Source organism: Kitasatospora putterlickiae, from assembly GCF_039527695.1.
Classification (GTDB): domain Bacteria; phylum Actinomycetota; class Actinomycetes; order Streptomycetales; family Streptomycetaceae; genus Kitasatospora; species Kitasatospora putterlickiae.
The window spans coordinates 22,399-47,733 of record NZ_BAAAKJ010000260.1 but is presented as its reverse complement, the minus strand read 5'-3'; the positions used below and the strand labels follow the sequence as shown (position 1 = coordinate 47,733).

Annotated in this window: 21 protein-coding genes and 3 pseudogenes; 3 read left to right on the top strand and 21 right to left on the bottom strand. The window is 71.3% G+C overall.

Features of this window, described 5'->3' with window-relative positions; genetic code table 11:
• From ABD308_RS26735 to ABD308_RS26680, 12 genes and pseudogenes are all read right to left on the bottom strand, one after another.
• Nucleotides 1–211 (bottom strand): annotated as a pseudogene (locus ABD308_RS26735) (hypothetical protein); the annotation flags it as partial.
• Between the two features lie 177 nt (nucleotides 212–388).
• Nucleotides 389–973: pseudogene (locus ABD308_RS26730) on the bottom strand (transposase family protein); the annotation flags it as partial.
• Between the two features lie 43 nt (nucleotides 974–1,016).
• Entirely contained in the window at nucleotides 1,017–1,619 is a 603-nt protein-coding gene (locus tag ABD308_RS26725) for a TetR/AcrR family transcriptional regulator (RefSeq protein ID WP_344339485.1), read from the bottom strand.
• Nucleotides 1,620–1,840: 221 nt separating this feature from the next.
• Nucleotides 1,841–2,746 (bottom strand): glucose-1-phosphate thymidylyltransferase RfbA, encoded by a 906-nt coding sequence (gene rfbA / locus ABD308_RS26720; RefSeq protein WP_344339483.1) that lies wholly within the window; start codon nucleotides 2,744–2,746, stop codon nucleotides 1,841–1,843.
• On the bottom strand, nucleotides 2,743–3,666 hold the full coding sequence (locus tag ABD308_RS26715) for a putative sugar O-methyltransferase (RefSeq protein WP_344339481.1): 924 nt from the start codon (nucleotides 3,664–3,666) through the stop codon (nucleotides 2,743–2,745). Before ABD308_RS26715 ends, rfbA begins: the two co-directional genes overlap by 4 nt.
• A gap of 106 nt (nucleotides 3,667–3,772) precedes the next feature.
• Nucleotides 3,773–4,594, bottom strand: a complete 822-nt coding sequence (locus ABD308_RS26710; RefSeq protein WP_344339478.1) for an alpha/beta fold hydrolase — start codon at nucleotides 4,592–4,594, stop codon at nucleotides 3,773–3,775.
• A gap of 111 nt (nucleotides 4,595–4,705) precedes the next feature.
• The gene (locus ABD308_RS26705) at nucleotides 4,706–5,572 is read right to left on the bottom strand and encodes a TauD/TfdA dioxygenase family protein (RefSeq protein WP_344339473.1); all 867 of its coding nucleotides are present in this window, start codon (nucleotides 5,570–5,572) and stop codon (nucleotides 4,706–4,708) included.
• A gap of 3 nt (nucleotides 5,573–5,575) precedes the next feature.
• Entirely contained in the window at nucleotides 5,576–6,937 is a 1,362-nt protein-coding gene (locus tag ABD308_RS26700) for an FAD-dependent oxidoreductase (RefSeq protein ID WP_344339470.1), read from the bottom strand.
• On the bottom strand, nucleotides 6,934–8,649 hold the full coding sequence (locus ABD308_RS26695; RefSeq protein WP_344339466.1) for a prenyltransferase/squalene oxidase repeat-containing protein: 1,716 nt from the start codon (nucleotides 8,647–8,649) through the stop codon (nucleotides 6,934–6,936). The genes ABD308_RS26700 and ABD308_RS26695 overlap by 4 nt, the downstream gene beginning before the upstream one ends.
• 15 nt (nucleotides 8,650–8,664) lie before the next feature.
• A pseudogene (locus ABD308_RS26690) lies at nucleotides 8,665–9,566 on the bottom strand (UbiA family prenyltransferase).
• Between the two features lie 88 nt (nucleotides 9,567–9,654).
• Nucleotides 9,655–10,449 (bottom strand): fumarylacetoacetate hydrolase family protein, encoded by a 795-nt coding sequence (locus tag ABD308_RS26685; RefSeq protein WP_425554854.1) that lies wholly within the window; start codon nucleotides 10,447–10,449, stop codon nucleotides 9,655–9,657.
• A 114-nt stretch (nucleotides 10,450–10,563) separates the two neighbouring features.
• On the bottom strand, nucleotides 10,564–11,661 hold the full coding sequence (locus ABD308_RS26680) for a cytochrome P450 (RefSeq protein WP_344339458.1): 1,098 nt from the start codon (nucleotides 11,659–11,661) through the stop codon (nucleotides 10,564–10,566).
• A gap of 518 nt (nucleotides 11,662–12,179) precedes the next feature.
• On the opposite strand from ABD308_RS26680, the gene ABD308_RS26675 reads away from it, so the two are divergent.
• Entirely contained in the window at nucleotides 12,180–12,995 is an 816-nt protein-coding gene (locus ABD308_RS26675) for a methyltransferase domain-containing protein (RefSeq protein ID WP_344339453.1), read from the top strand.
• A 32-nt stretch (nucleotides 12,996–13,027) separates the two neighbouring features.
• Nucleotides 13,028–14,233, top strand: a complete 1,206-nt coding sequence (locus ABD308_RS26670; protein ID WP_344339449.1) for a cytochrome P450 — start codon at nucleotides 13,028–13,030, stop codon at nucleotides 14,231–14,233.
• Nucleotides 14,234–14,430: 197 nt separating this feature from the next.
• On the opposite strand, the gene ABD308_RS26665 is transcribed toward ABD308_RS26670, so the two are convergent.
• The 9 genes from ABD308_RS26665 to ABD308_RS26625 form a co-directional block, all read right to left on the bottom strand.
• Nucleotides 14,431–16,221, bottom strand: a complete 1,791-nt coding sequence (locus ABD308_RS26665; protein WP_344339433.1) for a 1-deoxy-D-xylulose-5-phosphate synthase — start codon at nucleotides 16,219–16,221, stop codon at nucleotides 14,431–14,433.
• Nucleotides 16,218–17,351 carry a flavodoxin-dependent (E)-4-hydroxy-3-methylbut-2-enyl-diphosphate synthase gene (gene ispG, locus ABD308_RS26660; RefSeq protein WP_344339430.1) on the bottom strand — a complete coding sequence of 378 codons (1,134 nt, stop codon included), beginning with the start codon at nucleotides 17,349–17,351 and terminating at the stop codon, nucleotides 16,218–16,220. The genes ABD308_RS26665 and ispG overlap by 4 nt, the downstream gene beginning before the upstream one ends.
• A gap of 154 nt (nucleotides 17,352–17,505) precedes the next feature.
• Nucleotides 17,506–18,486 carry a polyprenyl synthetase family protein gene (locus ABD308_RS26655; protein ID WP_344339426.1) on the bottom strand — a complete coding sequence of 327 codons (981 nt, stop codon included), beginning with the start codon at nucleotides 18,484–18,486 and terminating at the stop codon, nucleotides 17,506–17,508.
• 209 nt (nucleotides 18,487–18,695) lie between these two features.
• Nucleotides 18,696–20,423 (bottom strand): B12-binding domain-containing radical SAM protein, encoded by a 1,728-nt coding sequence (locus tag ABD308_RS26650; RefSeq protein ID WP_344339422.1) that lies wholly within the window; start codon nucleotides 20,421–20,423, stop codon nucleotides 18,696–18,698.
• Complete coding sequence (locus ABD308_RS26645) at nucleotides 20,416–20,694, bottom strand: acyl carrier protein (protein ID WP_344339418.1); 279 nt, start codon at nucleotides 20,692–20,694, stop codon at nucleotides 20,416–20,418. Before ABD308_RS26645 ends, ABD308_RS26650 begins: the two co-directional genes overlap by 8 nt.
• A 9-nt stretch (nucleotides 20,695–20,703) precedes the next feature.
• The gene (locus ABD308_RS26640; RefSeq protein WP_344339492.1) at nucleotides 20,704–22,173 is read right to left on the bottom strand and encodes an amino acid adenylation domain-containing protein; all 1,470 of its coding nucleotides are present in this window, start codon (nucleotides 22,171–22,173) and stop codon (nucleotides 20,704–20,706) included.
• Between the two features lie 26 nt (nucleotides 22,174–22,199).
• Nucleotides 22,200–23,333, bottom strand: coding sequence for an acyl-CoA dehydrogenase family protein (locus ABD308_RS26635; protein ID WP_344339413.1), 1,134 nt, complete (start codon nucleotides 23,331–23,333; stop codon nucleotides 22,200–22,202).
• Entirely contained in the window at nucleotides 23,323–24,390 is a 1,068-nt protein-coding gene (locus ABD308_RS26630; RefSeq protein WP_344339408.1) for a ketoacyl-ACP synthase III family protein, read from the bottom strand. The genes ABD308_RS26635 and ABD308_RS26630 overlap by 11 nt, the downstream gene beginning before the upstream one ends.
• Before the next feature lie 14 nt (nucleotides 24,391–24,404).
• On the bottom strand, nucleotides 24,405–24,680 hold the full coding sequence (locus tag ABD308_RS26625; protein WP_344339405.1) for a phosphopantetheine-binding protein: 276 nt from the start codon (nucleotides 24,678–24,680) through the stop codon (nucleotides 24,405–24,407).
• A 337-nt stretch (nucleotides 24,681–25,017) separates the two neighbouring features.
• On the opposite strand from ABD308_RS26625, the gene ABD308_RS26620 reads away from it, so the two are divergent.
• Nucleotides 25,018–25,221 (top strand): response regulator transcription factor, encoded by a 204-nt coding sequence (locus ABD308_RS26620; RefSeq protein WP_344339402.1) that lies wholly within the window; start codon nucleotides 25,018–25,020, stop codon nucleotides 25,219–25,221.
• Nucleotides 25,222–25,335: the final 114 nt, after the last annotated feature.

Below are 25,335 nucleotides of genomic sequence, written 5' to 3'. Positions count from 1 at the left end.
CGGCGATGTCGGCGTAGGTGTACTCGAAGGCCTCGCGCAGGATGTACACCGCGTGCTCCGTGGGCGTCAGCCGCTCCAGGACCACGAGCAGGGCGGCCGCCAGGTCCTCCGCCCGCTGTACGTCGGCCTCGGGGTCGCTGCCGGTGTCGACGGGCTCGGGCAGCGAGGGGCCGAGCGAGGTCTGCCGACGGGAGCGGGCCGACTGGGCCACGTTGAGGGCTAAGGACCGTCCCGTAACTACGGTGTGGACTTCACGCCTCGGACATGGACCACCCGGTCGGGTTCGCCCAGGCCAGCGCGGTTGATCCGGCCACGTCCGCGGTCGACGCCCTCGGCTGCGAAACGTTCTTGCAGCTCAGGTGGGGCGAGCGGTGTCTCGAAGCCTTCACTGAGGCCTCTTCCGTTGTCGGCGTACTCGTAGCGGAGGGCGTAGGTAGCTGCCGTCGGCGATGGTCGTGGCATTGCCGACGGCGGCCTTGGCACCGGATTCCTCCCATGCCTTGCAGTCGTTGCGGTTGCCCGGGAGCGGGCGGCCGACGATGACAACCCGGCGGGAATGAGCGTCGATGACGACCTGGTGGTTGGTGGAGTATCTGTAGTTCTTGGACGGCTCGGCGATGGTGTGGTCGCGGGTGGGGACCAGGGTGCCATCGACGATCAGCACGGTGTCCTTGCGGAACCGCCGGCGGGGCTTGAGCGCGAGCAGCGGGCCGACGTGGTCGATGATCCGGTCGGCCGCCGATTTGGACACGCCGAACAGCGGGGCGAGCTGGCGCAGTGTCAGGTTGGTGCGCCAGTAGGCCGCGACCAACAGGACCCGGTCTTCAAGAGACAGGCTCCAGGGTCGGCCCGGCCGCACTCTGTCGGCGCCCTCGCGGCGCAGTACCGTCATTAGCTTGCGGAAGTCGCGGGCGCTCAGCCCGCTGAACGGGGCTATCCAGGAAGGCTCCGACGCCGTGATCACACCAGCCACAGCAAGATCATCTCATCCGCGACCAGCAGTTACGGGACAACCCTTAGGCCGGCCGTCGTTGCATGGCGTCGGCGATGACCGCCGTCACGAACTTGTGGACGGCTGCCGTGGCCGGCGGGCCGGAGTCGCGGTCGGTGAACAGGAGATGCCCGCCGCCGACCAGGGAGAGGGTGAGCGAGTCGATGTCGGCGTCGGCCGCGATGCGGCCCAGTTCGCGCTCGTCGGACAGATAGGCGGAGATCGCGGTCGCGGCCTGGGCGAGGATGGCGATGCCGCCGCCGGGCATGGCCTCCCGCAGCCGCGCGCGCAGCTCGTCCCGGAAGGTGATGAGCGGGATGATCGCCACCGGAATCGGTCCGAACAGGCTGATCAGCGCGTTGGTGAGGTTGTCGGCCGGCACGCCGGTGCCGGCGGACTCGCGCAGCGCACTCGCCTGCGTGTCGAGCTGCGTGAGCCGATCGAGCACGAGGTCGGTGAGGAAGGCGTCGAAGTCGGTGAAGTGCCGATGCAGGACGCCTTTGGCGCAGCCCGCCTCGTCGGTGACGGCCCGGCTGGTCAGCCCGTTCGCCCCGTCCCGCAGAAGTACGCGTTCGGCGGCGTCGAACAGTTGCTGGCGCGCGTCGCGAAGGTGCACCCCGGTCGGCACTCACAGCTCCTCTCGCGGGTCGCCCGCCGGTACGCTTGTTCGGTGGGCGAACGCCCACTCAAGTGGGCGCGTACCCATCTTATCGCGAGAGCGCCGCCGAGGAGCGTCCGGGTTCCGGTCACGCCGGTGCGGACGGACGCGTCCGCACCGGCGGTGGACCGGTCGACGCCGGACTCGGCCGCGCGGGTGCGCCCCCTGGTCGGTACGGGCCGGGAGCCGCGTCATTCCTCCAGGAACCTGGAGGGCTTCGGGTCGAGTTGGTGGGCGCGGGCGCTCCTCATGACGTACTGGCCGTAGGGCGAAGCCTTCATCTCGGCGCCGAGCCGGTAGCAGGCTTCCGCGTCGATGAAGCCCATGTACATGGCGACCTCCTCGACGCAGCCGAGACAGATGCCCTGACGGTGCTGGATGTCCCGGACGAACCTGCCCGCGTCGAGCAGGGACTCGTGGGTTCCTGCGTCCAGCCAGGTGACGCCCCGGCCGAGCCAGACCAGATCGGCACGCCCCTCGGCCAGGTACGCACGCAGGACGTCGGTGATCTCCAATTCGCCGCGTGCGGAGGGCCGCAGGCCCCGCGCGAGGTCCGTCACGGTGTCGTCGAAGAAGTACAGGCCCGGGATCGCGAGGTTGGAACGCGGATGCTCGGGCTTCTCCTCGATGGAGACGAGCTGGCCCTTCGCGTCGATCTCGGCCACGCCGAAGCGCTGGGGCTCGGCGACCTGGTGGCCGAAAAGCGCGCACCCGCGCAACTCCCGCACGGTTCTGCGCAGCAGGGAGGGCAGTTTGGCGCCGTGGAAGAGGTTGTCGCCCAGGATCAGAGCGCAGTCCTCGCCCTTGATGTGCCGGGCGCCGACGCGGAAGGCGTCGGCGATTCCCCGCGGCTCCTCCTGGGGGGCGTAGTCGATGCGCATGCCCAGTCTGCTGCCGTCCCCGAACAGCCTGCGGAACAGCCCGATCTCCGCGGGCCGGGCGATGATGAGGACGTCGTCGATACCCGTGAGCATGAGCACCGACAGCGGGTAGTAGACCATGGGCTTGTCGTAGACCGGAGCCAGCTGCTTGGAGCCCACGAGGGTGAGGGGCAGCAGCCGTGTCCCGTTCCCGCCCGCCAGGAGGATGCCCTTCATCGGGTCGAAGCCGTGGGAGGCTTCCTGTAGAGAGCCTGCCAGAGGTAGCTCCACGGAAGGGCGCGGCTGTCGCCGACGCACTCCCAGGCGTCGCCCGGCCGGTAGCCGTCGATGAAGGCGGGTACCGCGGCCTGCACCGCCTGGCTGTCGTGGATGTCCACCAACTGCCTGAGGGGACCGTTCTCCAGGGCCATCTGCACGGCCTCCTGGCCCTGCAGATAGCCGTCCAGGCTCTGATCGATGTACTTGCCCACCGGGTTCTTCACGTAGAAGGCGGAGCAGGTCTCGTCGATCAGTTCGAGATAGGCGCGCACGGTGTCCGGGCTCATCTCGGTCATCGAGTGGATGTTGATGCACAGGTCGAAGCGCTCGGACTTCAGGGCGTCGCGGTCCAGGCTGTCGACCGGGATGAACTCGATCAGCTTGAATTGCGCCTCGTCGAGAGCCCGGCGCAGGTAGGCCTTGCTCAGCTCAAGCGTGTTCTTCAGGTCGACGATGCGGTAGCCGGAGATGTCGTGGTTGGACATGATCATGTGACAGGTGCGCCCGTAGCCGGCTCCGATCTCCAGGATCCTGGCGCCGCTCAGGTCCATCCCGCGTTCGATGAAGCCGACTTCGAACGTCGCCTGCAGGTAGTCCAGGCACAGCGACTCGCCCTCGCACCGCACGGTGATCGGGTCGCCGATCTCCCGGTTGGGGGTTCGCCGGATCCTCTCCCGCTCCTCCGGGCTCAGGAGCATGCCGAGGTGGTAGGTCAGTGTCTTCAGGTACCGGACGCCGTTGGTCGTCGGGTCCCAGAGGGACAGCTTGTAGTTCCTCGGGTCGGATTTGAGGTTCGTCAGATCGACGGCGGCGTCCTCGGTGATGAAGCGGTTCTGTATCCGCTCCCACTGACGGCTGGCCTGAAAGATCTGGTCCATTCCACTCCACCTTCGGTGTGAATACGTGTCCGGTCGGTTCGGTCCGCCTGGCGCGCGTTTCTGCTCGGGCGACCGCCTGGCGCGCACGGTTCGCCGTGCTGCGCGGTCAGTGCGGGTGCGGTCCGGTCCGCACCCCGCTGAACGTTTCGCGGAGCAGGTCGGCGAACTGCTCCGGTTGCTCCTGGAAGCCGGTGTGCCCCGCGGGGAAGGCCTCCAAGGGGGTGTCGAGCCGGTCGGCGAGTGCCGCCGCCGTCCGGTGGTAGAGCTGATCCCGGGAGGTCCTCCCACCGGCGACCACGATCGGGACGGACGTTGCGCGGAGGGCGTCGAGGTCGGGCCGGTACCGCGTGGTGGGCTGGAGGATGTATCCGAAGAAGCGGTCGAGGATGGCCCGCGCCTCCGGCGGCGCGGTGTACGACTCGGGGGCCGGCGCCTGCCCGGCGGGGCGCGGCGGGGCGAAGCCGATACCGGTCAGAGCCGTGTACTTGCGCAACGCCGTGTCCCGGTGGCCCGCGGCGTAGTCCCGGCACAGGTCGTCGATCGTGGCGCGCACCTGCTCGACGTCGGGCAGCAGCTCGGTCACCGGCGGCTCATGGGCCACCAGGGTGCGTACGGCCTCCGGATGCCGGGTGGCCAGGGCGAGGCCGGTGGTGGCTCCGCCGCTGTTGCCGAACACGTGCGCCGGCCCGGAGCCGAGGGCGGACACCAGCCGCTGGACGTCGTCCGCGATGAGCTCGGGCGCCGCCGCCTGGCTCGGATCGGCGAGGGTGCTGCGCAGGATGCCGCGGGGGTCGTAGGTCACGACGGTGAAGTCCGTGCCGAGCAGCGCCGCGAGTGCCGTGAACCCCCTGCTGCCCATGGGCGAGCCGATCATCAGGAGCAACGGGCCGGAGCCGCGGATCTCGTAGTACAGACGTGCCCCCGGCACGTCCAGAGTGTGGGTCGTGGGGCCCGTGTTCGCCATGCTCAATGCTTCCTCACCTTGTCCTCGCAGCGGCTTGCGCTGCACTCTCGGGGGGTGCTCCCGCGGTCGAGCCGGTCAGTACGCCTCCTTCGCGTTCACCCAGTCCGGTGCGTACCGCTCGCCGGGCACGGGCTGGTAGTGGTCCCACCGGGGCTCGCCGCCGGCGGGGGTGTCGCCGAGCACCACGACGCGCAGGCCCCAGCGGCGTTCGGCGTAGTCGTCGATCGCGTAGTGCTGCGTGACCCTGTTGTCCCAGATCGCCACGTCGCCCGGCTTCCAGTGGTGGCGGCAGGTGAACTCCGGGGAGGTGGCGAAGCCGTGGAGGTACTGCAGGAGCGAGTCGCTCTCGTTCCGGCTCAGCTGCGCGATGTGCGAGGTGTGGGCCCGGTTGACGAACAGCGCCCGGCGGCCCGTCTCCGGGTGGACGCGCACGACGGGGTGCTCGGCCCTGCTGTCCAGCCCCGGAATGTGGATGGCGTGGATGGCGGTGAGGCCGTCGAGCAGGTCGCGCAGCGGCGCGGACAGCCCCTCGTACGCCAGGTACTGGTTGGACCACATCGTGTCGCCGCCCTGCGGCGGGCCGTCGATGATCTGCAGAACGGTTCCGATGGGCGGATTCGGGGCGTAGGTCATGTCGGTGTGCCAGATCGGAATCTTGCCGTTCTGCTCCGAGTCGATGACCTGGATCTGCGGATGCCCGTCCAGGTGGGGCAGGTAGGCGTGTTCCTCCAGCGCGCCGAACCTGCGGCCGAAGGCGATGCGCGACTCCGGCGACCAGTTCTCCTGGCCCGGGATGACGATCACCAGGTACTTCAGCAGCAGCCGGTGCAGTTCCGCGAACTCCGCGTCGGTGATCTCCTCCAGCCGCACGCCGCGGATCTCGGCTCCCAGGGCGCTGGTGAGCGGCCGGACTTCGAAGGTCGTTGTGAGGGCGTCTGACATTTCTCAGCTCTTCTTTCCGCTGTCTCGGCTGTCTCGACGTGCCTGTGGCGCGCTCCCGGGCAGGTGCCCGGTAAGCGGTGGTGCGGTGAACGACCGCCCTCGGAGGTCGGGCAGGACCCCCAACTGGACGAGCCGGTCGAGCGTGCCGAGCGGGCGGATGCCGAAGCCCGACATGTTGTACGTCGTCAGATGGTTCAGACGGCTGCTCCTGGCGGTTCCCCGCATGAGCCGCCGGCCCAGGACCCTGCCACCGAGTGAGGTGCTGGTCATCATGCGCGCCGCGTTGTGGCTCATGGTGTGCACGGCCCGGATCCTGCTCATCCGGTCGTTCTCGTAGCCGCGCAGCGCACCGTCGACGGCGGCGCCGTCGGCGAGGTCGACGGCCGCGAGCCGGGCCGCGAGGACCTCGGCGTCACCGATCGAGGTGTTCATCCCCTGGGCCGCCAGCGGGTGGACGACGTGGGCCGCCTCCCCGAGCAGGACGAGGCCGGGCCGGACGAGCGACGGGGCGCGGTAGCACCAGACCGGGATGAACCGGTGGTGTTCCAGGTTCCCCCGGAGCAGCTCGGCGATCGGGGCCAGCGCGGGCACCTGGCCGACGAGCCGCTCGCACCACCGCCGCAGCTCGGCCGGGCTCGCCTGGCGGAGCTCGTCCGTCCGCACCTGGACGTAGACCCGGATCCGCGCGTCCGGCAGCGGGTAGACCATGACCAGGCCGCGGTCCGTGGCGTGGGCGGACACCTCGTCGCCGACCGGCAGGGTGCCGGGCAGTTCGAAGGAGAGCAGCCGGTGGTCGTAGGCGACGGGTGCGGCGTCGATCCCCGCGAGCTTGCGCAGGCGCGAGGACATGCCGTCGGCCGCCACGACGAGTCCGGCCCGGATGTCGAGGGCCGTGCCGCGCGCGACGGCGCGCACCCCGCGGATCCGGCCCCCCGCGTCCCTGCTGAGGTCCTTGACCAGGACGCCGCGGCGCAGACCTACCGTCGGGCCGAGCGACTCGGCCATGCACTCCAGGATCGTCGAGTAGTCGTGGGCGAGCATCCAGGGCCGTTCGCCGCCGAGCGCCGCGAAGTCCATGGCCATCAGCTCCTGGCCGCGGGCGGTGCGGGCGACGAGCCGCCTCAGCCGAACCGCTCGTCTGGCCTCAAGGCGGCCGAGTACGTCCCACGTGTGCAGGGAGTTCAGGGAACCGGGCTGGAGCACCTCGCCCTTCCAGAGCGGGGGCTGGGTCGGCCGCTTGTCCAGGAGGGTCACCTCCAGGCCCAGCCGGCCGAGGGCGCAGGCCGCCGCCAACCCGGCGACCCCGGCGCCGCAGACGACCACGTCGGTGTCCACCCGGTGGTCCGCACCGTGATCGGTCGTCACAACGCCTCCCGCTCCGCCACCGGGCGGGCGGTGAGCGCGCTCCGGTAGGCGCCCAGCGCCCTGAGCGCCAGGCCGTTCCCGATCAGGCCGTCCACGTAGTAGGCGAGGCGCCGGATGTGCAGGCACACCGGGCTCGTCTCCCAGAGGCCGTCGTCCCGCTGCGCGGACATGATCCACTCCGCCGCCCTGCGGAGCCGTTCGTCCTCGGCCGGCAGACCGGCGGCGAGCAGGCCGCGCAGTGCCCAGGCGGTCTCCTCGACGGTGCCCCGGGACGGATCGTCGCCGAGCGTGCCGGTCTCGCCCGGTCCCCATGAACCGTCGGCCAGCTGGGCGTTCAGGAGGGCCTCGCGGGCGCGCCGGGCGGCCGGGGCGTCGCCCGATCCGGCGCGGGCGAAGGCCGCGAGCGCCGTGGCGGTCGCCGAGGTGAGGCCCCGGTACCACAGGCCCTCGTAGGTGCCGTCCGGGCGCTGGCCGCTGGGGAGCCAGTCCAGGGCCTTGACGATCCTGGGATCGGTGCGGGGCAGGCCGCCGTCGAGCAGCGCTTCGACGCACTGCGCCGTGATGGCGGGGCAGGGGCCGTCATTGGAGAGCGTGGTGTCCGGGACGAAGGTCCCCCACGAGCCCCTGCCGTCCTGTCGCGACAGCAGCCAGTCCAGGCCGCGGCGCAGTTGCCCCCCGGGCTCGGCGGCGCCGGCGGGCGTGAGCGCGGCCAGCACGTTGGCGCTGTCCAGGAAGTTCGGCCAGCCGCGGCGGCCCTCCCACCCCCATCCGCCGGGCGGCGCGCCGTAGACCGGGAACGCCCGGTCCTGCTGGCACCCGCGCAGCCACTGCCGGGCCCGGACCAGCCGCGGGTCGTCGGTGTAGCCGGCGTCCGCCAGGCCGCGGGCGACGTAGGACCCGCCGATCAGGTCGAGCCCCTGCATGATGTGCCAGGAGCCGTCGGGCGCCACGTTCGACCGGAGGTAGTCGACGGTGGGGGAGACCATGCGTTCCGGGGCCTCGGCGAGGCACAGGCCGATGCACACCACCGAGACGAGCCAGTTGTCCCCGCCGTACCCGCCGCGGTCGTTCTCCCCGCGCTCCACCTCCCGGAGCAGGCGGAGCGCGGTCGGCCGGGCCAGCCGGTGCAGCAGCCGTCCGGCCCCCTTCGGGGGGCTGTGGTGGGCCTGGATGAAGGCCATGGCCACCATCGGCGCGAGCCGGAAGGACAGCCGGGGCCGCCAGATCCGCCGGGGCAGCAGGAGCAGCTCCAGCGGGATGCGCCGGGAGCCGCGCATGTCCCGCAGCCCGGCCAGCGCCAGGAACGTCGTGGCCATGTGGGCCATCCCGGGGTCGGCGAGCGCCTCGATGCCGCCGAGCGATTCGAACAGCTCCAGAGCGCGCCGCGTAGGCTCCTCGGTCGGCTGCGGAGCCACCAGCCGCAGGGCGGACGCCGTCACCACGGTGGGCACCAGCTGTGACGCGGAGCCCGGCACTCCGCCCCAGCCGCCGTCGGCGTTCTGGGCGGACACGAGCCAGGCGGTTCCCCGCTCGATCAGGTCGCGCGAGCGCGCGGGGTCGGCGAGGTGCAGGGCGACGATCGCACCGGCGGTCCCCAGGACGGCGGTGGGGCGGCGGTTCGGCCAGGAGCCCTCCGGACGCTGTGTCGCGAACAGAGCCTCCGCGGCGCGTGCGATCGATGCCTCGACCCGGTTGTCCATGTCTGAGCACACAGCGAACGGTCCTCCTCAGGACAGCGGCGCCGGCGCGGTCGCCGCGGCCTCATCAGGGTGCGCGGTGGCGCCGTGCGGGAATTCGTACCGGGAACGCATGGCCTGCTGGGTGCCGAGCGTGAGGGCGAGCAGCGGGACGAGGACCGCGATCACGACGGGGCCCCCGAAGCCCGGCACCAGCAACGCGGCCGCGAGCACCATCCGCTCGATGACCAGGACCTCGTGCGACCGCAGGGCGACCCGTGCCGAGGGCTCGGGTCCGGCCGCGCGCAGCAGGCCGAAGGCGACCCCGCCGAGGCCCGCCGCGATCAGGAGCGTCACGAGGCCGCCCGTCCGGCCGCCCGGCATGGTGAGGAGCCCCACCGCGGCCGCGGACACGGCGAGTGCGTAGAGCCCCGCCGCCGTCCGGACGGCCGTCCGGAGCCCGTGCCGGACCGCGAAGGTGGCATAGCCGCCCGCGCGGTCACCGGAGACGTCGCGCAGCGTCCCGACCAGATTGGACGCGGCGTCGTGCGCCCAGAACACCGGTACGAAGACGAGCACCTTGAGCGGCGGGTACGCCGAGGCCGTCATCGCCCCGAAGACGAGAGCCGCACCGGTCAACGACCCGCGGACGAGGTTGCCCAGCAGCCCCTTGGCCTTGAACAAGCCGTTGTAGGCCATCGCGCCGCCGATCCCGGCGGCGGCCACGATGAGGCTCCGGTAGTTGCGCCCAGCACCGTGCCGCACCAGACCGCCGTCCGGGGGCGGATCAGCCCCGAGGGGATGGGCCGCTGCGGCTTGCTGATCGCGTCGAGCTCGCGGTCGAGGTAGTCGCCGAGGTAGTGCGCCGCGACCCAGATCAAGGTGGGCACCGCCCACGCCGCCGCCAGCTGGGCGACGCCGTGCCGGCCGGCGGCGACGGCGTGTCCGGCCACGCCGACCAGGCCGATGTACCAGAGGGTGTAGGGCCGCCACGTCCGCACGTGGGCGGTGAGCGTCCTGCGCAGTCGGCGCCCGCGCACGTCAGGCGCTCCTTCCGGAGGGACGGCGCGTGCCGCCGCTGGTCCCGGTCTCGTCGGGCGTCCAGGGCCGGTCGGGGACCGTGCCGATGGTGTTGCGCAGGGTGCCGATCCCCGCTATCGACACCTCGACCTGATCGCCCACCGACAGCGGCCCCGAGCCCCCGGGGGTGCCGGTGAGGATCACATCGCCGGGGAGCAGCGACATGTGTCGGCTCACCACCGCGACGACCTCGTGCACGGACGTGATCAGGCCGCGGGTGCCGCCGTCCTGCCTGGTCGCGCCGTTCACCCGGCAGGTGATCCGCAGGTCCGCGGGGTCCAGGTCGGTGGCCAGCCAGGGGCCCAGCGGGGTGAAGCCGTCGAAGTGCTTGGCCCAGACGGGCGGGTGGCCGGTCGGTTCCTCCGGGGCTCGGCGCGCGTATCCGGTGAGGTCGTTCGCGCACGTGTATCCGGCCACGACCTCCGCCGCGCGCTCCGGCGGGACGTTCTTGGCGGCTGCTCCGATCACCACCGCCAGCTCGGCCTCGTGCCGCAACTCCCAGGCGGCTCCCGGGTGGCCCACCGGGGCTCCGTGGCCGACCAGCGTCGAGGGAGGCTTCATCACGACGGCGCAGGAGGCGGGGTCCGCCGGGCGCCCGCGGCCGCCGGCCGCTGTCCCGTCCGCCGCGTAGTTGAGCGCGACACAGGCGATCTTGCCGGGCTCGGCGGGCGGCAGCAGTGTGACCTCGCCGAGCGGACGCGCCCGCCCGGCGCGGTCGACCCAGCCGCGGCCGGGGCCGTCGTACCGTACGGGCACGACGAGTCCACCGTTCCCGTCGTGCTCGACGCGCCCGTATCCGCTCCGGCCGTGGTCGACGAATCTGCAAATCAACACTTGTGTGCTCCCGTTCACCAGTGCAGACGGTGGGTCCTACCAGGCGACCGGCAGCTCTTCGAGCCGAAGCGTGACGTGCCCGCCCCGCCAGCTCAGGCTCTCCGGCGGCGCGGCGATCCGCAGATTCGGGAGCCGACGCAGGAGCGTCGCGAACACCGTCCTGAGCTCGAGCCGTGCCAGGGCCGCCCCCAGGCAGTGGTGCGCCCCGTAGCCGAACGCGAGATGCGGGTTCGGCCCGCGTGCGATGTCGAACCGCTCGCTGTCGGGGAAGGCCGCCGCGTCGCGGTTGGCCGCGTTGATCGATATCTGGACCAGATCGCCCTCGTCGATCCGCTGATCGCCCAGCCGTACGGCCTCGGTGGCGATCTGCGGCCGGTTGACGTCGATGACCGGCTGGTAGCGCAGCAACTCCTCGACGGCGCCGGCGACGAGGCCCGGATCGGCGCGCAGTCTGTCCAGCTGGTCCGGGTTGCGGAACAGTCGCAGCATCCCGGCGCTGATCGCGGTCTGGGTCGTCTCCAGGCCGCCCGCGATGACGACGACGGCGAGCGAGAGCAGCTCCTCCATCGTCAGTGCCTTCGCGCTGTCGTGGGCATGGACCAGACCGGCCAGGACGTCCGCGTCCGGTGCGAGCCCGTCGTCCAGCGCCGCGCGCTTGACCGGCACCAAGTGCTCGATGTACCCGGTCAGTTCGAGCCACGCCGTCCGGTCGGGAGCGCCGGCGCCGACCGCGGTGATGCGTTCGCACCAGTCGCTCAGCACGTCGCGGTCCTCGACCGGGAAGCCGAGCAGCTCGCAGATGGCGATGGCGGGCAGGGGAACCGCCAGGTGGGCGACAAGGTCCGCCGGCGGGCCCTTCCGCTCCATGGCGTCGATCAGGTCGTCGGTCCACGCCTGGATGCGCGGCGTCATGGCCTCCAGCCGCCGGACGGTGAACGCCTTGGACACCAGGGCGCGCAGCTCGCCATGGGGGCGGCCGTCCATGTTCACCGACCGCGCGCCGCCCGGGTCCGCGCCGGACCGCCGGGCACGCACACCCATGACGTCCCGGGTGAACCTCCCGTCGTGCAGGACCGTCCGGACGTCCTCGTACCGGGTCACCAGCCAGGCCTGCTGTCCGTCCGGGAGCCGCACCCGGGGGAGCGATTCCTGGCGACGCAGTTCGTCCAGTCGCGTATGCAGTTCGCCCGCGGTGTCCGCGGAACTCGGAAAATCAGGGACACGGTCCATTGTCGGGATTCCGATCTGGGTGGTCCGCGCGCAGGTCATGCTTCGCCGCGGAGCCCGGCAGGGCGCGGTTCGCGGGAAATGATTGGCGGAAAGAGGGGTCAACGGCTTAGCCGGGCGGCTTGTGCTCGTTAACGTGGAATTACCTTGGCAGCCGCTTCCCGCGAGAACCATCCCTGACTAGTGGGGGTGCTGGTCGGACGGATCCCCCTCGCAGCCGGATGACCAGGGACGACGCCGGTGTCGCCGGGTCCTCCGGCGGCGCGGGAGCCGCTCGGCGCGCGGAACCGCGGTTCGGCCAACCCCTGATTTTTCGGAGCTGGCCGTTGCCCGTGTTCGTTCGGCATCGTGGCCGTCAAATGGCGAAGGCGCCGAAATCATCCCAAGCGGGCATTCGACAATCCAAGGTGAGTGGTATACACGCCATGCCTGACACACGAGTTCCCCACCCCGAGAACGAGCTTCCCCGACACCGCCGGGTGGCGGAGGGGTTCGGCGCGGATCCGGAGCGCTACGATCGGACCAGGCCCAGCTATCCCGAAGCCCTGGTGAACCGCATCGTCCAGGCCCGCACGGATCTCGACGTCGTTGACGTCGGCTGCGGCACCGGCATCGCGTCCCGGCAGTTCCAGGCGGTCGGCTGCACCGTGCTCGGAGTGGAGCCGGACCAGCGGATGGCCGAGGTCGCGCGGCGGCGCGGACTCGACGTCGAGGCGTCGACGTTCGAGGCCTGGGACCCGTCCGGCCGGACCTTCGACGCCGTCGTCTCCGGGCAGACCTGGCACTGGCTGGACGCGGCCGCCGGCGCGGCGAAGGCGGCTCAGGCACTGCGGCCCGGCGGACAGTTGGCGGTGTTCTGGAACGCGGAGATCCCGCCCCCCGAGGTGCTGCGGGCGTTCGGCGAGGTCTACCGGCGGCTGTTGCCCGATTCCCTCGTCGCGCGCCAGTGGACGACCAACGCCCTGGACGGATACGCGGTGCTGCGCCGGAACGCGGCCGACGGGATGCGGCAGGCCGGTGCGTTCGGGGACCCGGAGGAGTGGCGGTTCGACTGGGAGAAGTCCTACACCCGGGACGAATGGCTGGACCAACTGCCCACGCACGGCGACCACGGCCAGTACCCGGTGGCCACGGTGAAAGAGGTGCAGGCGGGCATCGGGGCCGCCATCGACGCGATGGGGGGCGGCTTCACGATGGGCTACGCCGCGATCGGGGTGAACGCGGTGCGGACGTCCGCATGAGTGTTCCGGACAGCAGAAGGGACGTGACCGAGATGACGGCTACCGAGCGCGGGGTCGGACTGGCCGACCAGTCCGCCGACCTGGAGACGGTGCTCGCCTGGTTCCGGCGGATGCGGGAGAAGGAGCCCGTCAGCCACGACGGCGAAGCCGGCGTATGGCACGTCTTCCGCCATGCCGACGCGGAGCGGATCCTCGCCGACCCGGGCACCTTCTCCTCCGACTTCAGCTCGTTCATGGCGCCGCAGGAGGATGTCGCCCGCTTCATCAAGGGCAACCTCCTCCGGAAGGACCCGCCCCAGCACCGCAAGCTGCGCACCTTGGTGAGCAAGGTCTTCACCCCGGGCATGGTCGCCCGACTCGCGCCCCGCATCGAGGTCATCACCGATGAACTGCTCGACGCGAAGGCCGGCGCGGAGCAGATCGAACTGGTCTCGGACCTGGCGTACCCGCTGCCGGTCATCGTCATCGCCGAACTCCTGGGCATTCCGACCGAGGACCGCCCGATGTTCGGGCGCTGGGCCGACGCCCTGGTCGCACCGGAGAGCCAGACGAGTTTCATACCGAACCCGGAACGCACCAAGTCCATGGCGATCGTCATGCGGGAGATGAACGCCTACTGCCTGGAGCACATCCGCCGCCGGCGGGCCCGGCCCGAGGACGACCTGGCCAGCAGGCTCGTGGAGGCGGAGGTGGACGGTCAGCGCCTGGACGACGAGGAGATCATCGGGTTCGTGGGGCTGCTGCTGCTCGCCGGCCACATCACGACCACGGCGCTGCTGGGCAACGTCGTCCTGTGCCTGGATGAGCATCCGGAGGCCGCCGCGGCACTGCGTGCGGACTCCGGCTTGCTGCCCGGCGCCATCGAGGAGGTCCTGCGCTTCCGCACCCCGCTGGCTCCGAGCATGCGCAGAACGACGAGGGACGCCCGGATCGGCGAGCACACGGTACCGGCGGGCCGGATCGTCCTCGCATGGCTGGCCTCGGCCAACCGGGACGAGCGGAAGTTCTCCGAGCCGGACCGCTTCGACATCCGTCGCACGCCCAACGCGCACCTGAGCTTCGGGCACGGGATCCACTTCTGTCTGGGAGCACCGCTCGCCCGCCTGGAGGTCCGGATCGCCGTGCGGAAGATGCTCGCCCGCTGGAGCGCGATGTCGGTCGGCGAGGGGGCCGAGTACCACGACGCGCGAGGGATCGTCGGCGCCAAGAGGCTCCCGCTCCACCTGCGCTGGGCCTGACCGGGTCGCCCGGCCCCGGGTCCACCGCGAGCAGCCGTCCGGCAGCGCGGCGACGGCCGCCCACCCATGGCCCGGTCGCCCCGAAGGCCCGGTCGCCGCCAGGTCGGGGCGCCGGGCCATCGGGGGTGCGGACTCCGCGACCTCGTGGAGGCGCGGGCCGGGCCTCTCGGCTCACCCGGACGAGCAGGGTGCCCCGTTCACTCGTCCCCCTCCGCGTCGGTCGTCCCGGTCGTCCAGGCGCGAACCCGCTCCGCGATCCGCGGCGCCGACAGACCATGGGCGTGCAGCAACCCGTTCCGACTGCCGGATTCGAGGAACCGCGCCGGCAGGCTGAGGTTCGCCACGCGGGTCGTGGCACCGGTCGCGGCCACCCGCCGGCCCAGCCGTTCGCCGAATCCGCCGGTGCCGATGTTGTCCTCGACGGTCACGGTCAGCGGATACGTGCTCGCCAGTTCCACCAGCGCGTCGGGGACGGGCACCACCCAGCGCGGGTCGACCACCGTCGCCTCCACACCGTGCTCGGCCAGCAGCCCGGCCGCCTCGACGCAGGCGGTGGCCATCGGGCCGGCCGCGGCCAGCAGCACCTTGGGGACCTTCCGGTCCGGCGCCGCGCGCAGCACGTCCAGGCCGCCGATCCGCCCGACGCGCTCGACGCGCGGTCCCGCCTGCGCCTTCGGGAACCGCAGCACCGTCGGGCCGTCGTTGCGGTCCAGCGCCTCGTGGAGCAGGAGGCGCAGACTCGTCGCGTCGCGGGGTGCGGCCACGCGCAGCCCGGGGACGAGCGACAGCCAGGACAGGTCCCACAGGCCGTGGTGGCTCGGACCGTCGGGTCCGGTCACGCCGGCCCGGTCCAGTACGAAGACCACCGGCAGGCGGTGCAGGGCCACGTCCATCAGCACCTGGTCGAACGCCCGGGCCAGGAAGGTCGAGTAGACCGCCACCACCGGCCGCAGTCCGCCGGTGGCCAGGCCGGCGGCGGAGGCCACCGCGTGCTGCTCGCTGATGCCGACGTCGAAGACCCGGTCGGGGAACTTGGCGGCGAACTTGTGCAGGCCGACGGGAGCGGTCATCGCGGCGGTGATGCCGACCACCTCGGGGCGCTTGGCCGCCACGGCGAGCATCTCGTCGGCGAAGACCTCGGTCCACGACTGTCCGCCCGAGCTCTCGACGGCGCCGGTCGCCGGGTCGAACCGACCGACCGCGTGCCAGCGGTCCAGGTCGTCCTGGGCGGCGGGAGGGTAGCCCTGCCCCTTCCGGGTCAGGCAGTGCACGACGACCGGGCGCCCCAGGCCCACCGCCGTCCGCAGTGCCTGTTCCACCGAGGCGCAGTCGTGGCCGTCCACCGGCCCCAGGTAGGTGATTCCGAGGCTCTCGAAGAAGTCCGAGCGCGCCGCGGGTTCCGTGCCGATCGCTTCCAGATGCCTCGCGAGCGCCCCGGTCGTGGGCTGGTAGGAGCGCCCGTTGTCGTTCAGGACGATCACCACGGGCCGCTCCGGGCCCGCCCCGATGTTGTTCAGCGCCTCCCAGGCCAGTCCGCCGGTGAGCGCGCCGTCGCCGACCACGGCGACCGCCCTGCGGTGGTGGTCGCCGCGGAGTGCGAACGCCTTGGCCAACCCGTCCGCGTACGACAGCGCGGTGGAGGCGTGGGAGTTCTCGATGACGTCGTGGTCGGACTCCTCGCGTGAGGGATAGCCCGACAGCCCACCGGCGGTGCGCAGGCCGCCGAACCGCCGCGCCCGCCCGGTGAGCAGCTTGTGCACGTACGCCTGATGGCCGGTGTCGAACAGCAGCACGTCGCGCGGGGACTCGAAGACCCGGTGGAGCGCGACGGTCAGTTCGACCACGCCCAGGTTCGGTCCGAGGTGGCCGCCCGACTCCGCCACGGCGTGGATGAGGAACTCGCGGATCTCCGCGCACAGTTCGCCGTCCCGGCTCCGGTCGAGCCTCCTGAGGTCGGCGGGTGAGGTGATGCCCTGTAGCAGTGTCATGACGGTGTCTCGGCCTCCCCGGGCTCGTTCTCCGACTCCTTGACGTGCTCCTCCGCGATCCGGAGCGCCTCCTCGATCAACGTCTCGACGATCCGGCTCTCCGGCACCGTCCGGACGACCTCGCCGCGGACGAAGATCTGGCCCTTGCCGTTTCCGGAGGCGACCCCCAGGTCGGCTTCGCGTGCCTCTCCGGGACCGTTGACCACGCAGCCCATGACAGCGACCCGCAGCGGCACGGGCAGCCCTTCGAGCCCGGCGGAGACCTCCTCCGCCAGCTTGTACACGTCCACCTGGGCCCGTCCGCAGGAGGGGCAGGAGACGATCTCCAGCTGCCGTGGGCGCAGCCCGAGCGACCGCAGGATCTCGACCCCGACCTTCACCTCCTCGACCGGCGGCGCCGAGAGCGACACCCGGATGGTGTCCCCGATGCCCTGGCGGAGCAGGGAGCCGAAGGCCACGGCCGACTTCACCGTGCCCTGCTGCGTCGGACCGGCCTCGGTCACACCCAGGTGGAGCGGCTGCTCGCACTGCTCGGCCAGGAGTTCGTAGGCGCGGATCGTCACCATCGGGTCGTGGTGCTTCACCGAGATCTTGAAATCGTGGAAATCGTGCTCGGCGAACAGCTCGGCCTCCCGCATCGCCGACTCCACCAGCGCCTCCGGGGTGGCCGAGCCGTGCCGGGCCAGGATGCGGCGATCGAGCGAGCCGGCGTTGACGCCGATGCGCAGCGGGACGCCGTGGTCGCGCGCGGCCCGGGTGATGTCCTTGATCTGGTCGTCGAAGCGTTTGATGTTGCCCGGGTTGACCCGCACCCCCGCGCAGCCGGCCTCGATCGCCGCGAAGACGTAGCGCGGCTGGAAGTGGATGTCGGCGATGACGGGCAGCGGTGACTTGGCGGCGATGGCGCGCAGCGCCTCGGCGTCGTCGTTCGTGGGGACCGCGACCCGGACGATGTCGCAGCCCGTGGCCGTCAGTTCGGCGATCTGCTGGAGCGTCTCGTCGACGTGCGCGGTCACGGTCGTCGTCATCGACTGGACGGAGACGGGATGGTCACCGCCCACTCCGACCGAGCCGACCATCAGCTGCCTCGACTTGCGGCGCTCGGGCGTGGTGCGCTCAACGGTGCTCATTCGGGGCCTCCGATTCCGGCTCGCGGGACGCCCGCCCCGCGGAGCTCCTTGGGTGGCGGGACGTCGGCCGTCTCCACGGCGACGCGCGCTTCGCTCCGGCCGCCCGGGCCCGGCGCGACGTCCCCGACGGCGGTCGCCCGGACGATCCCGCCCATCAGTGGTTCCGGCTGGCGACGTAGTCGGCGAGGGACAGCAGCGGGGCGACGCGTTCCACCGGCAACTCCCGGACGGCGTCCAGTTCCGCACGGGCCAGCTTCCCGAAGCGCTCGATCTCCTGCAGCGCGCTCGCCCGGCCGCCGGCCCGGGTGACCAGGTCGGTGGCGTGCCGCGCCTCCTCCTCGCCCACGGGACCCTGGCCGGCGTAGAAGCGGGCGAGTTCGGCGGCCTCGGGGGTACCGGAGGCCAGGGCGGCCGTCACGGGGAAGCTGCCCTTCCTGTTGCGAAGGTCGGAGCCGACGGGCTTGCCGGTGTGCAGGGGGTCGCCCCAGATGCCCAGGATGTCGTCGGCTATCTGGAACGCCAGCCCGAGATGGAGCCCGAACCGGTTGAACCGCCGGGTCGCCTCCGGGGAGGCGCCGGCCAGGAGGGCCCCCAGTTCGCAGGAGCAGGCCAGCAGTGCCGCGGTCTTGTCCGAGGCGACCGCGAGCGCATCGTCCGGGCTGCTCTGGGCCCGGCCCTCCAGCGAGAGGTCGGCCATCTGCCCGGCGGCGAGCCGGGTGACGGCGTCGGACAGCAGTCGGGTCGCCGCCGGGTAGGAGGCCGAGGACCCGTCCAGCATCAGCGGGGCCTGGGCCAGCAGCAGGTCGCCCGCCAGGATGGCGGCCGGTACGCCGTACTCGTGCCAGACGGCCGGGCGGCCGCGGCGTTCGACATCACCGTCCATGACGTCGTCGTGGATGAGGGAGAAATTGTGGATCATCTCCACGGCGGCCCCTGCGGCAGCGACCTGGGAGATCGCGTCGGCGTCGTCCGTGAAGCACTCGCCGGCCAGGACGGTGAGCGTGGCGCGCACCATCTTGCCGCTGGTGGTCGCGGGCGGCGGATCGCTCTGCGGCCACCCGAAGTGGTGGGCGACCACGGGCCGGAGCCGGTGGTCGAACTCGGTGACGGCCCGGTGGAGAAGCGGGGTCACCATGCGGTTCACCCGCTCGATCTCCGGCGGGACCCCTCTCGGGGCGGTATTCGGGGGCCGGGAGGTTCGGGCGGGTTGGGTTGCCGCCGTCTCGGTATGCACAACTCACCTCGGAAGTCTTCTGCTCAGGACGAGGAGGAGGTTCGACCCGGCGGGCCGCGCGGCCCGCCGGCGGCCAGGTGGTGCACCTGCGGGTGGCACCGGACCGGCGGTCACGCGGGGCTGTGGACCTGCCGGCGACTCGGGTCCGAGACCTCGCTGATCAGCTCGGCGGGTACGGTGGCGTCGTCGAACCAGCGCCCTCCGAAGGGGCGCGGCATGGGCAGGATCTGATCGCTCGAATAGGCGAGGATCTTGCGGTTGTACGCGCGCATCTCCTCCCGCAGGGAGGCGGGGAGCCTGCCGTCCAGAGTGAGAGCGCGTTCCATCTCCCCGAGCAGCCGCCGGGTCTGGTCGATCGTCTCCAGCACCGCGTCGCAGAACTCGCCCGGCAGGACGCCGTATTCGCCCTTGATGCGGACCAGGCGTTCGATCGCCTCGTAGGAGACGTCCTGCAGGTCGCGTCGGCTGAGCCACCGGGTCTCGTAGTTGAGGCGGCGGTACCACATCGGTTCGATCATGGCCTGCCGGTGCTCCTCCAGCGTGCGGTGGAAGATCCGGTAGCCGTGCTTCTCGGGCTCCTCGAAGAAGCGGCATCCGGGGTCGAGGAAGGGCACCATCGGGCAGATGAGGGGCAGCGCGGGCCACCCCTTGAACTTGCGGATCAGGTGCTCGGAGTACGCGACGGTGTCCATCACCGACTGGCGGTCCTGGTACGGCATGCCGATGAAGAACCACACCATGACGCCCTTGACCCCGGCGTCCAGCGCACGCGGGATCCAGCGTTCCATCTCCTCCATGGTGTACGTGCCGCGACCGGACGCCCTGCTGATCCTGGGGTCGTGGGACTCGGGGGAGAGCAGGATGTACGCGTCGGTCGATTCGCCCATCTTCTTCAACGTGTCGTCCGGCGTCAGGTTGAACTGCTCGAAGTGGACGCTCCGGTAGCCGAACTCGTGCACGGCGTCGAGGTACTGGTGCATTCGGGTCTTGTTCTCGGAGTAGCACTGCAGGGCGTAGATGGAGGTGTGCTTGGCCGCCTCCCCCATCGTGCTGAGCTCCTCGACGATCAGGTCGTGGTCCTTCTGCACCAGCGTCTTCCGGACGTCCATGATGTTGCGGTAGGCGAAGCGGGAGCCGCCGCACCAGCCGCAGTCGTGGGCGCAACCGGTGTTCGGCAGCGTCATGATGAGCTTGCTGGCGAGCGGTGTCACCGGTGTCTTCTGGTAGTACGACCAGTCGTTGGCGACGTTGTTGTAGTTGGTCGCCGGCTTGTGGTCGAACCCCGTGGACTCGATCCCGTCGCCGGTCGTGTAGAGGAGGTTCGGGATCGAGCGGAAGTCCCGGCCTCCCCTGAGGACCTCCTCGGTGAGGAGGCGAACGGGTTCGAGGGTGTCGTAGCCCTGGACGACGACGTCCACCGCGTCGTAGCGGGCGAGTTCCTCGGCGTAGTAGGTCGCCGAGATGCCGCCGAAGACGGTCAGCGCGTCCGGATGCACCCGCTTGACCAGCTTCGCCAGCTCGATCGCGCCGTGGCACTGCGTCATCCAGTGCAGGTCGAAGCCAAAGATCGGTGCGTCGAGCCGGCGGACCAGCTCCTCGACGTTCAGGTCCGGATGCATCAGCATCAGCGACGCGACGTTGACGATGTCGCACTGCACGTCGTGCTCGGCGAGGTGCTGCTTGATCGAGAACCAGCCGATCGGGAACATCTCGTAGACAGAGGTGACGTTGACGCTGTCGCTGTCGCTCAGATAGGCGAAGAGGAGATCGTCGCGCTCGCGGAAGTCGAAGACGCTCGGAGCGTGCATCAGGAACATGTCGGACTTCAGCTCACGCATCGGCGGAACGCCTCCGCTCGTGCACCATCGAGCTGAGGTTGTCCACGTTCTTGAAGGCCTCCGGGGTGACGTCGTGCAGGGGCACCTTGACCTCGAACTCCTCGACCATGTAGGCGATCAGGGTCGCGGTGTTCAGCGAGTTGAGGATGCCCAGTTCGAGCAGCGGCGTTTCGCCGGTGAGCTCTCCCTGGGGGTCTCCGGAGAGGAACCTCTCCCGGATGAACGCGAGGAGCTTCGTGGCGATCTCTTCTCGTTCCGGCGTGGCTGTCACTGAAACTCCTCAGGTGTTGTGTGCGGAGACCAGGGCCGCGAGGTCGAGCTTCCCCCGGTGGTTTCGAGGCAACTCGTCGACGAAGCGCACGTCGTCGGGAATCATCTGCGGGGGAAGTAGCTGCGCCAGGTGGCGTCTGAGTGCGATGTTCCCGAGGACACTCGCCGGGGTCCGGGCCACGAACGCGGCCAGGCGCCGGTCGAGCCCGTCGCCCACGGCGGCGACCGCGGCCTCGGCCACCTCCGGATGCGTGTGCAGTGCCGCGGTCACCTCGCTCAACTCGATGCGGTGGCCGCGGACCTTGACCTGTCCGTCGGCGCGCCCCAGGTAGTCGAAGGAGCCGTCGGGGCGGACCCTGACCCGGTCTCCGGTGGCGTAGGGGCCGTCCTGCGGCGGCCGTCCCCAGTACCCGAGGAAGACGGTCGGGCCGCTGACCATGAGCTCGCCCTCCTCCCCGGGGCCGGCCGTCCGGCCGTCGGGCGTGCTCGCCCAGACCCGGTCGCCGCCGCAGGCCGTGCCGATCGGGACCGGAAGGTCGCGTTCGAGGTCTTCGGGCCGGGCCTCGTGCCGGGTGCACACGTTGGTCTCGGTCGGGCCGTAGAGGTTGAGCAGCCGGGCGTCGGTCCACTCGGCGAACCGTCGGACGTGGTGGATCGGGAACGGCTCGCCGGCGAAGAGCAGCGCGCGCAGCGACCCGGGCGCGGGCCGGTCGAGCAGGCCGCCGTCACGCTGCATGAGGAGCAGCACGGACGGAACGGAGTACCAGACGGTGATGTGCTCCTGGTGCAGGAACTCGACGAGGCGTGCCGGGGCGTACGCGAACTCGGTGGGCACCGGACAGACCGCCGCGCCGACCGCGAACGCCGCGTAGATGTCCAGCACCGACAGGTCGAAGGAGAACGAGGCGTGGTTGGCGAACCTGTCCCCGGGACCGGCCGACAACTCCTCGACGGCCCAGGCCACGAACGCCAGCGCGTTGCCGTGGCTGATGGTCACGCCCTTCGGCGTTCCTGTCGAACCCGAGGTGAAGAGGATGTACGCGGGTTCGTCCCGGTCCACCAGGACGCTCACCGGCTCGCGCGGACCCGCACCGTCCGGGGGAGCGGTGCCCTCCGGGGGAGCGGTGTCGACACAGGCCAGGAGCTCGCGGAGCGCGCCGGGAACGCGCGAGAGCAGGTCGGCCGGGGCGCACACCGCCCGCGCCGCGCACTCGCGGGCGATGGTCGCGACGCGCTCCACGGGGCTGAGGGGGTCTATCGGGACGTAGGCGGCCCCGAGCCGCAGGACCGCCTGCATGGCGGCGAGCGCGTCCGGCGACTTCGGACTCCACACGAGGACACGGTCACCGCGGCGCACGCCGTGGCCGGCCATGACGCCGGCCAGGGCGTCCGCGCGGGCGTCGAGTTCCGCGTAGGTGACCGGGCCGCAGGGGCCTGCCACGGCCAGGGCCTGCGGAGTTCGCGCCGCGGCCTCGGCCATGAGCTCGTGGAGGTTGGCGGGCCCGCTCACAGGCCCATCCCGCCGGCGATGATCTCCCGCTGGATGTCGGTCGTCCCGGAGAAGATGTGCATCGGCACGGCGTCCTTCAACTGGCCGCCGGTCCCGTTGTCGGCGAGATATCCCCGAGCGCCGAACAGCCGCACCGCGTCGATGGCGTTCTCGACCGCGGCCTCCGTGACGGCCACCTTGGCGAGCGCCGCCGCCTCACCGGCGTCCGGGCGGCCCCGGTCGACCTGCCAGCACGCCCGGTACACCAGCAGGCGGCTGCTTTCCAGGCGCTGCTTCATCGTGGCCAGCCGGTGGGAGACCGCCTGGAAGTCCCCGATGCGCCTGCCGAACTGCCGTCGTTCCCGGGCGTGCGTGACGCAGCGGCGCAGCTGGGCCTCCATCGCGCCCAGGAAGATCGCGGGCAGGCAGGCCCGTTCCCAGGTCATGGACCCGTGGAAGACCGCGCTTCCCTGCCCCTCGGAACCCAGCAGGTGCCCGCGGGGGACCCGGCACTCGGAGAACTCCACCCGGGCGGCGGCGCACCCTTCCAGACCCACCTTGGCGAGGGCGGGGCCGACCCGCAGGCCGGGCGAGCCGGCGGGGACGGCGAACGCCGACAGCCCCAGATAGCCGGCCGTGGGCGAGGTCACCGCGTAGGTGATGAAGACGTCCGCCAGCGGGCCGTTGCTGACGAACGACTTGACTCCGTTCAGCACGTAGGAGTCGCCGTCCGGCACCGCGGTCGTCGCGAGCCGGCTCACGTCCGACCCGGCCTCGTCCTCGGTCATCGCGTTGGCGGCGATCGCCGTGCCGGAGCCCATCGCGCGCAGGAGGTCGGCCCGCACCGGCTCGCGGGCGTGCTCCGCGAGAGCGGTGCCGCAGGCCAGCAGGTGCGCGGCGATGGCGAAGGCGAGCCCTGTGTCGGCGCCGCCGGCGCAGAACGCCTCCAGGCCGAGCGCCGTGTCGAGGGCACCGAGCCCGCCGCCCCCGCAGTCCTCGGGCAGGCACAGGGCGGTGATCCCGGATTCTCCCGCGGCCTGCCAGATGTCCTTCCCGGCGGCCTCTCCCGGCTTCGGGCGGGGCAGCCGGCCGGCGGCGTGGCGGAGGTGCTCGGTCCGCCGCCGCTGCTCCGCAGTGAGATCAAAGTCCATTGGCCTGGGCCTCGTGTTTCCGTGTCGGGTCGGTGCTGAGGATGCGGACGACCGCGGCCTTGTAGGTCACTCCCGGGGAGAAGCCGCACAGCAGCACGTGGTCCCCGGCTCCGAGGCTGCCCGTCGACAGCAGGTGGTGCAGCGCGGCCATGTGATCGCTCGCGCCGAGGTGTCCGACGGTCCTGCTGAAGTCCCACGTCGACTGTTCCAGGGAGAAGCCGAGGACCTTGAGGTAGGAGGCGGCCGCCTGGCGCGGCATGCCGTGGATCAGGACGCGCCTGATGTCGCCCGCCGTCACACCGGCCTCCACCAGCGCCCGCCCGGTGCATTCCAGGGTGTGCTTCTGATGGCCCAGCAGCAGCCGCACCCATGACCCGTCGTCCTCGGCCTTCCGCTGGAAGGAGGCGGCTCTCGCTCCGTAGTCCAGCGCGGTGCCGGTGGTGGCGTTGGGCGGGAACAGCGGTTCCCCGCCCCGATGGGCCTCCTCCATCTCCGAGAAGGTGGCCGAGCACAGGGACCTCAGCTCGGCGAATCCCGGCGCGGTGCTGAGCACGACGGCGCTGGCGCCGTCACCCAGGTAGGACACCCCGTCGCCGGGATTCCACCTGTCGATCAGCCGCGTGCCGAAGTTGTCACTCGCGGTGACGAGCGCCGCGGGGATCCCGGGGGAGGCCTTGAGATACCCGGCGGCCAGTTCCAGTGCGCTGAACGTGCCGTTGCAGCCGTTCCTGATCTCGACCGCGAGCAGGTCGTCGCCGAGCAGGTGCCGTTGCAGGTAGGCCTGCGGACCCCAGCCGTCGGGGCCCTGGTGCCAGACTCCGGTGTACAGGAGCAGCCCGATGTCCTCGGCGCTCATCCCGCTGTCCTTGAGTGCCTCCCGCGCGGCGGCCAGAGCCATCTCCGGCGCCGCGAGCCGCCCCGCGACGGTGACCCCGGAGAGGCCGTACTCCGCCGCCCTGCCGGCCGTGACGAGCCCCTGCTCCACCGCCGAGTCGACGCTCCGCGCCGCGGGCAGGAACACGCCGAGGCCGGCGAGGTAGATACCCCGGGTACGCACTTGTTCCCCCTCGTTCAAGCAGCGTTGTGGGAATGCCTTCGCACCACAAGGTCGGAAATCGAGCGCAGCGAGCTGGCGGCGCCCGGAGACGTCTCGGCGTCCCAGTCGATGTGGAACTCCGAGGCCACCCTGTCGAGCAGAAGGACGAGTGTGAGCGAGTCGACGCCGAGACTGAGGAATGACGCGTCGCTCCGCACTGGAACGTCGGCGAGGGGCGGGTCCCAGATTTCCCTGAGAATCGCATCGAGACGGGCGATTACCTGTGCCGGATCGGTGTTCTCCGTGACCATTTCCACAAAACCTCGGTGCTCGGGGATTGCCTGAAATCCTCGCACGCGCTTTCCCGGGGGAGTACCCCGACTTGTGGGGGACCGTTTCGGCCGCGGCCGCCGGCCCGCGCTCCCTCTGAAGCCGGGCTGAAGCGCCACCAAAACTCATTTGGCGGCGTTTTAGATCAGGCTGGCACGGTGGGGCGGGCGGCCGGCGGTGCGAGGCGGCGCGGCTGTTTCCGTGCCGACTCCGTACGACGCGCCGAGAGGGGCGTCTCCGAGCCCGAGTGAAGCCCGTCGTGAAGTTGGACCACGAGAGAGGACCGGAATGGCGACCCCGGAACCCGACATCTCAGACGTGAGAAAGGCGCTCACCGCACGACAGACCGAGGTGGTCCGGCTCGCGGCGCTGGGTCTGACCGCGAAGGAGACCGCCCGCCGACTCGGCATTTCCAAGACCACCGTGGACGAGCACCTGGCCGAGGCGCGTCGGCGCGTCGGCGCCACCACCAAGTCGCACCTGGTCGGCTTGGCGGTCGCCGCCGGAATCGTCTTCCGGTGAGCCCCGAGCCGACGGATCGGCGTGCGTGAGCGGAACGCGGAGCTCGCGGCCTGGGTCGAGCAGCAGGATCAGCCCTTCGGAAACCGCAGGCGGGCCCGTGCCGGGACGGCACGG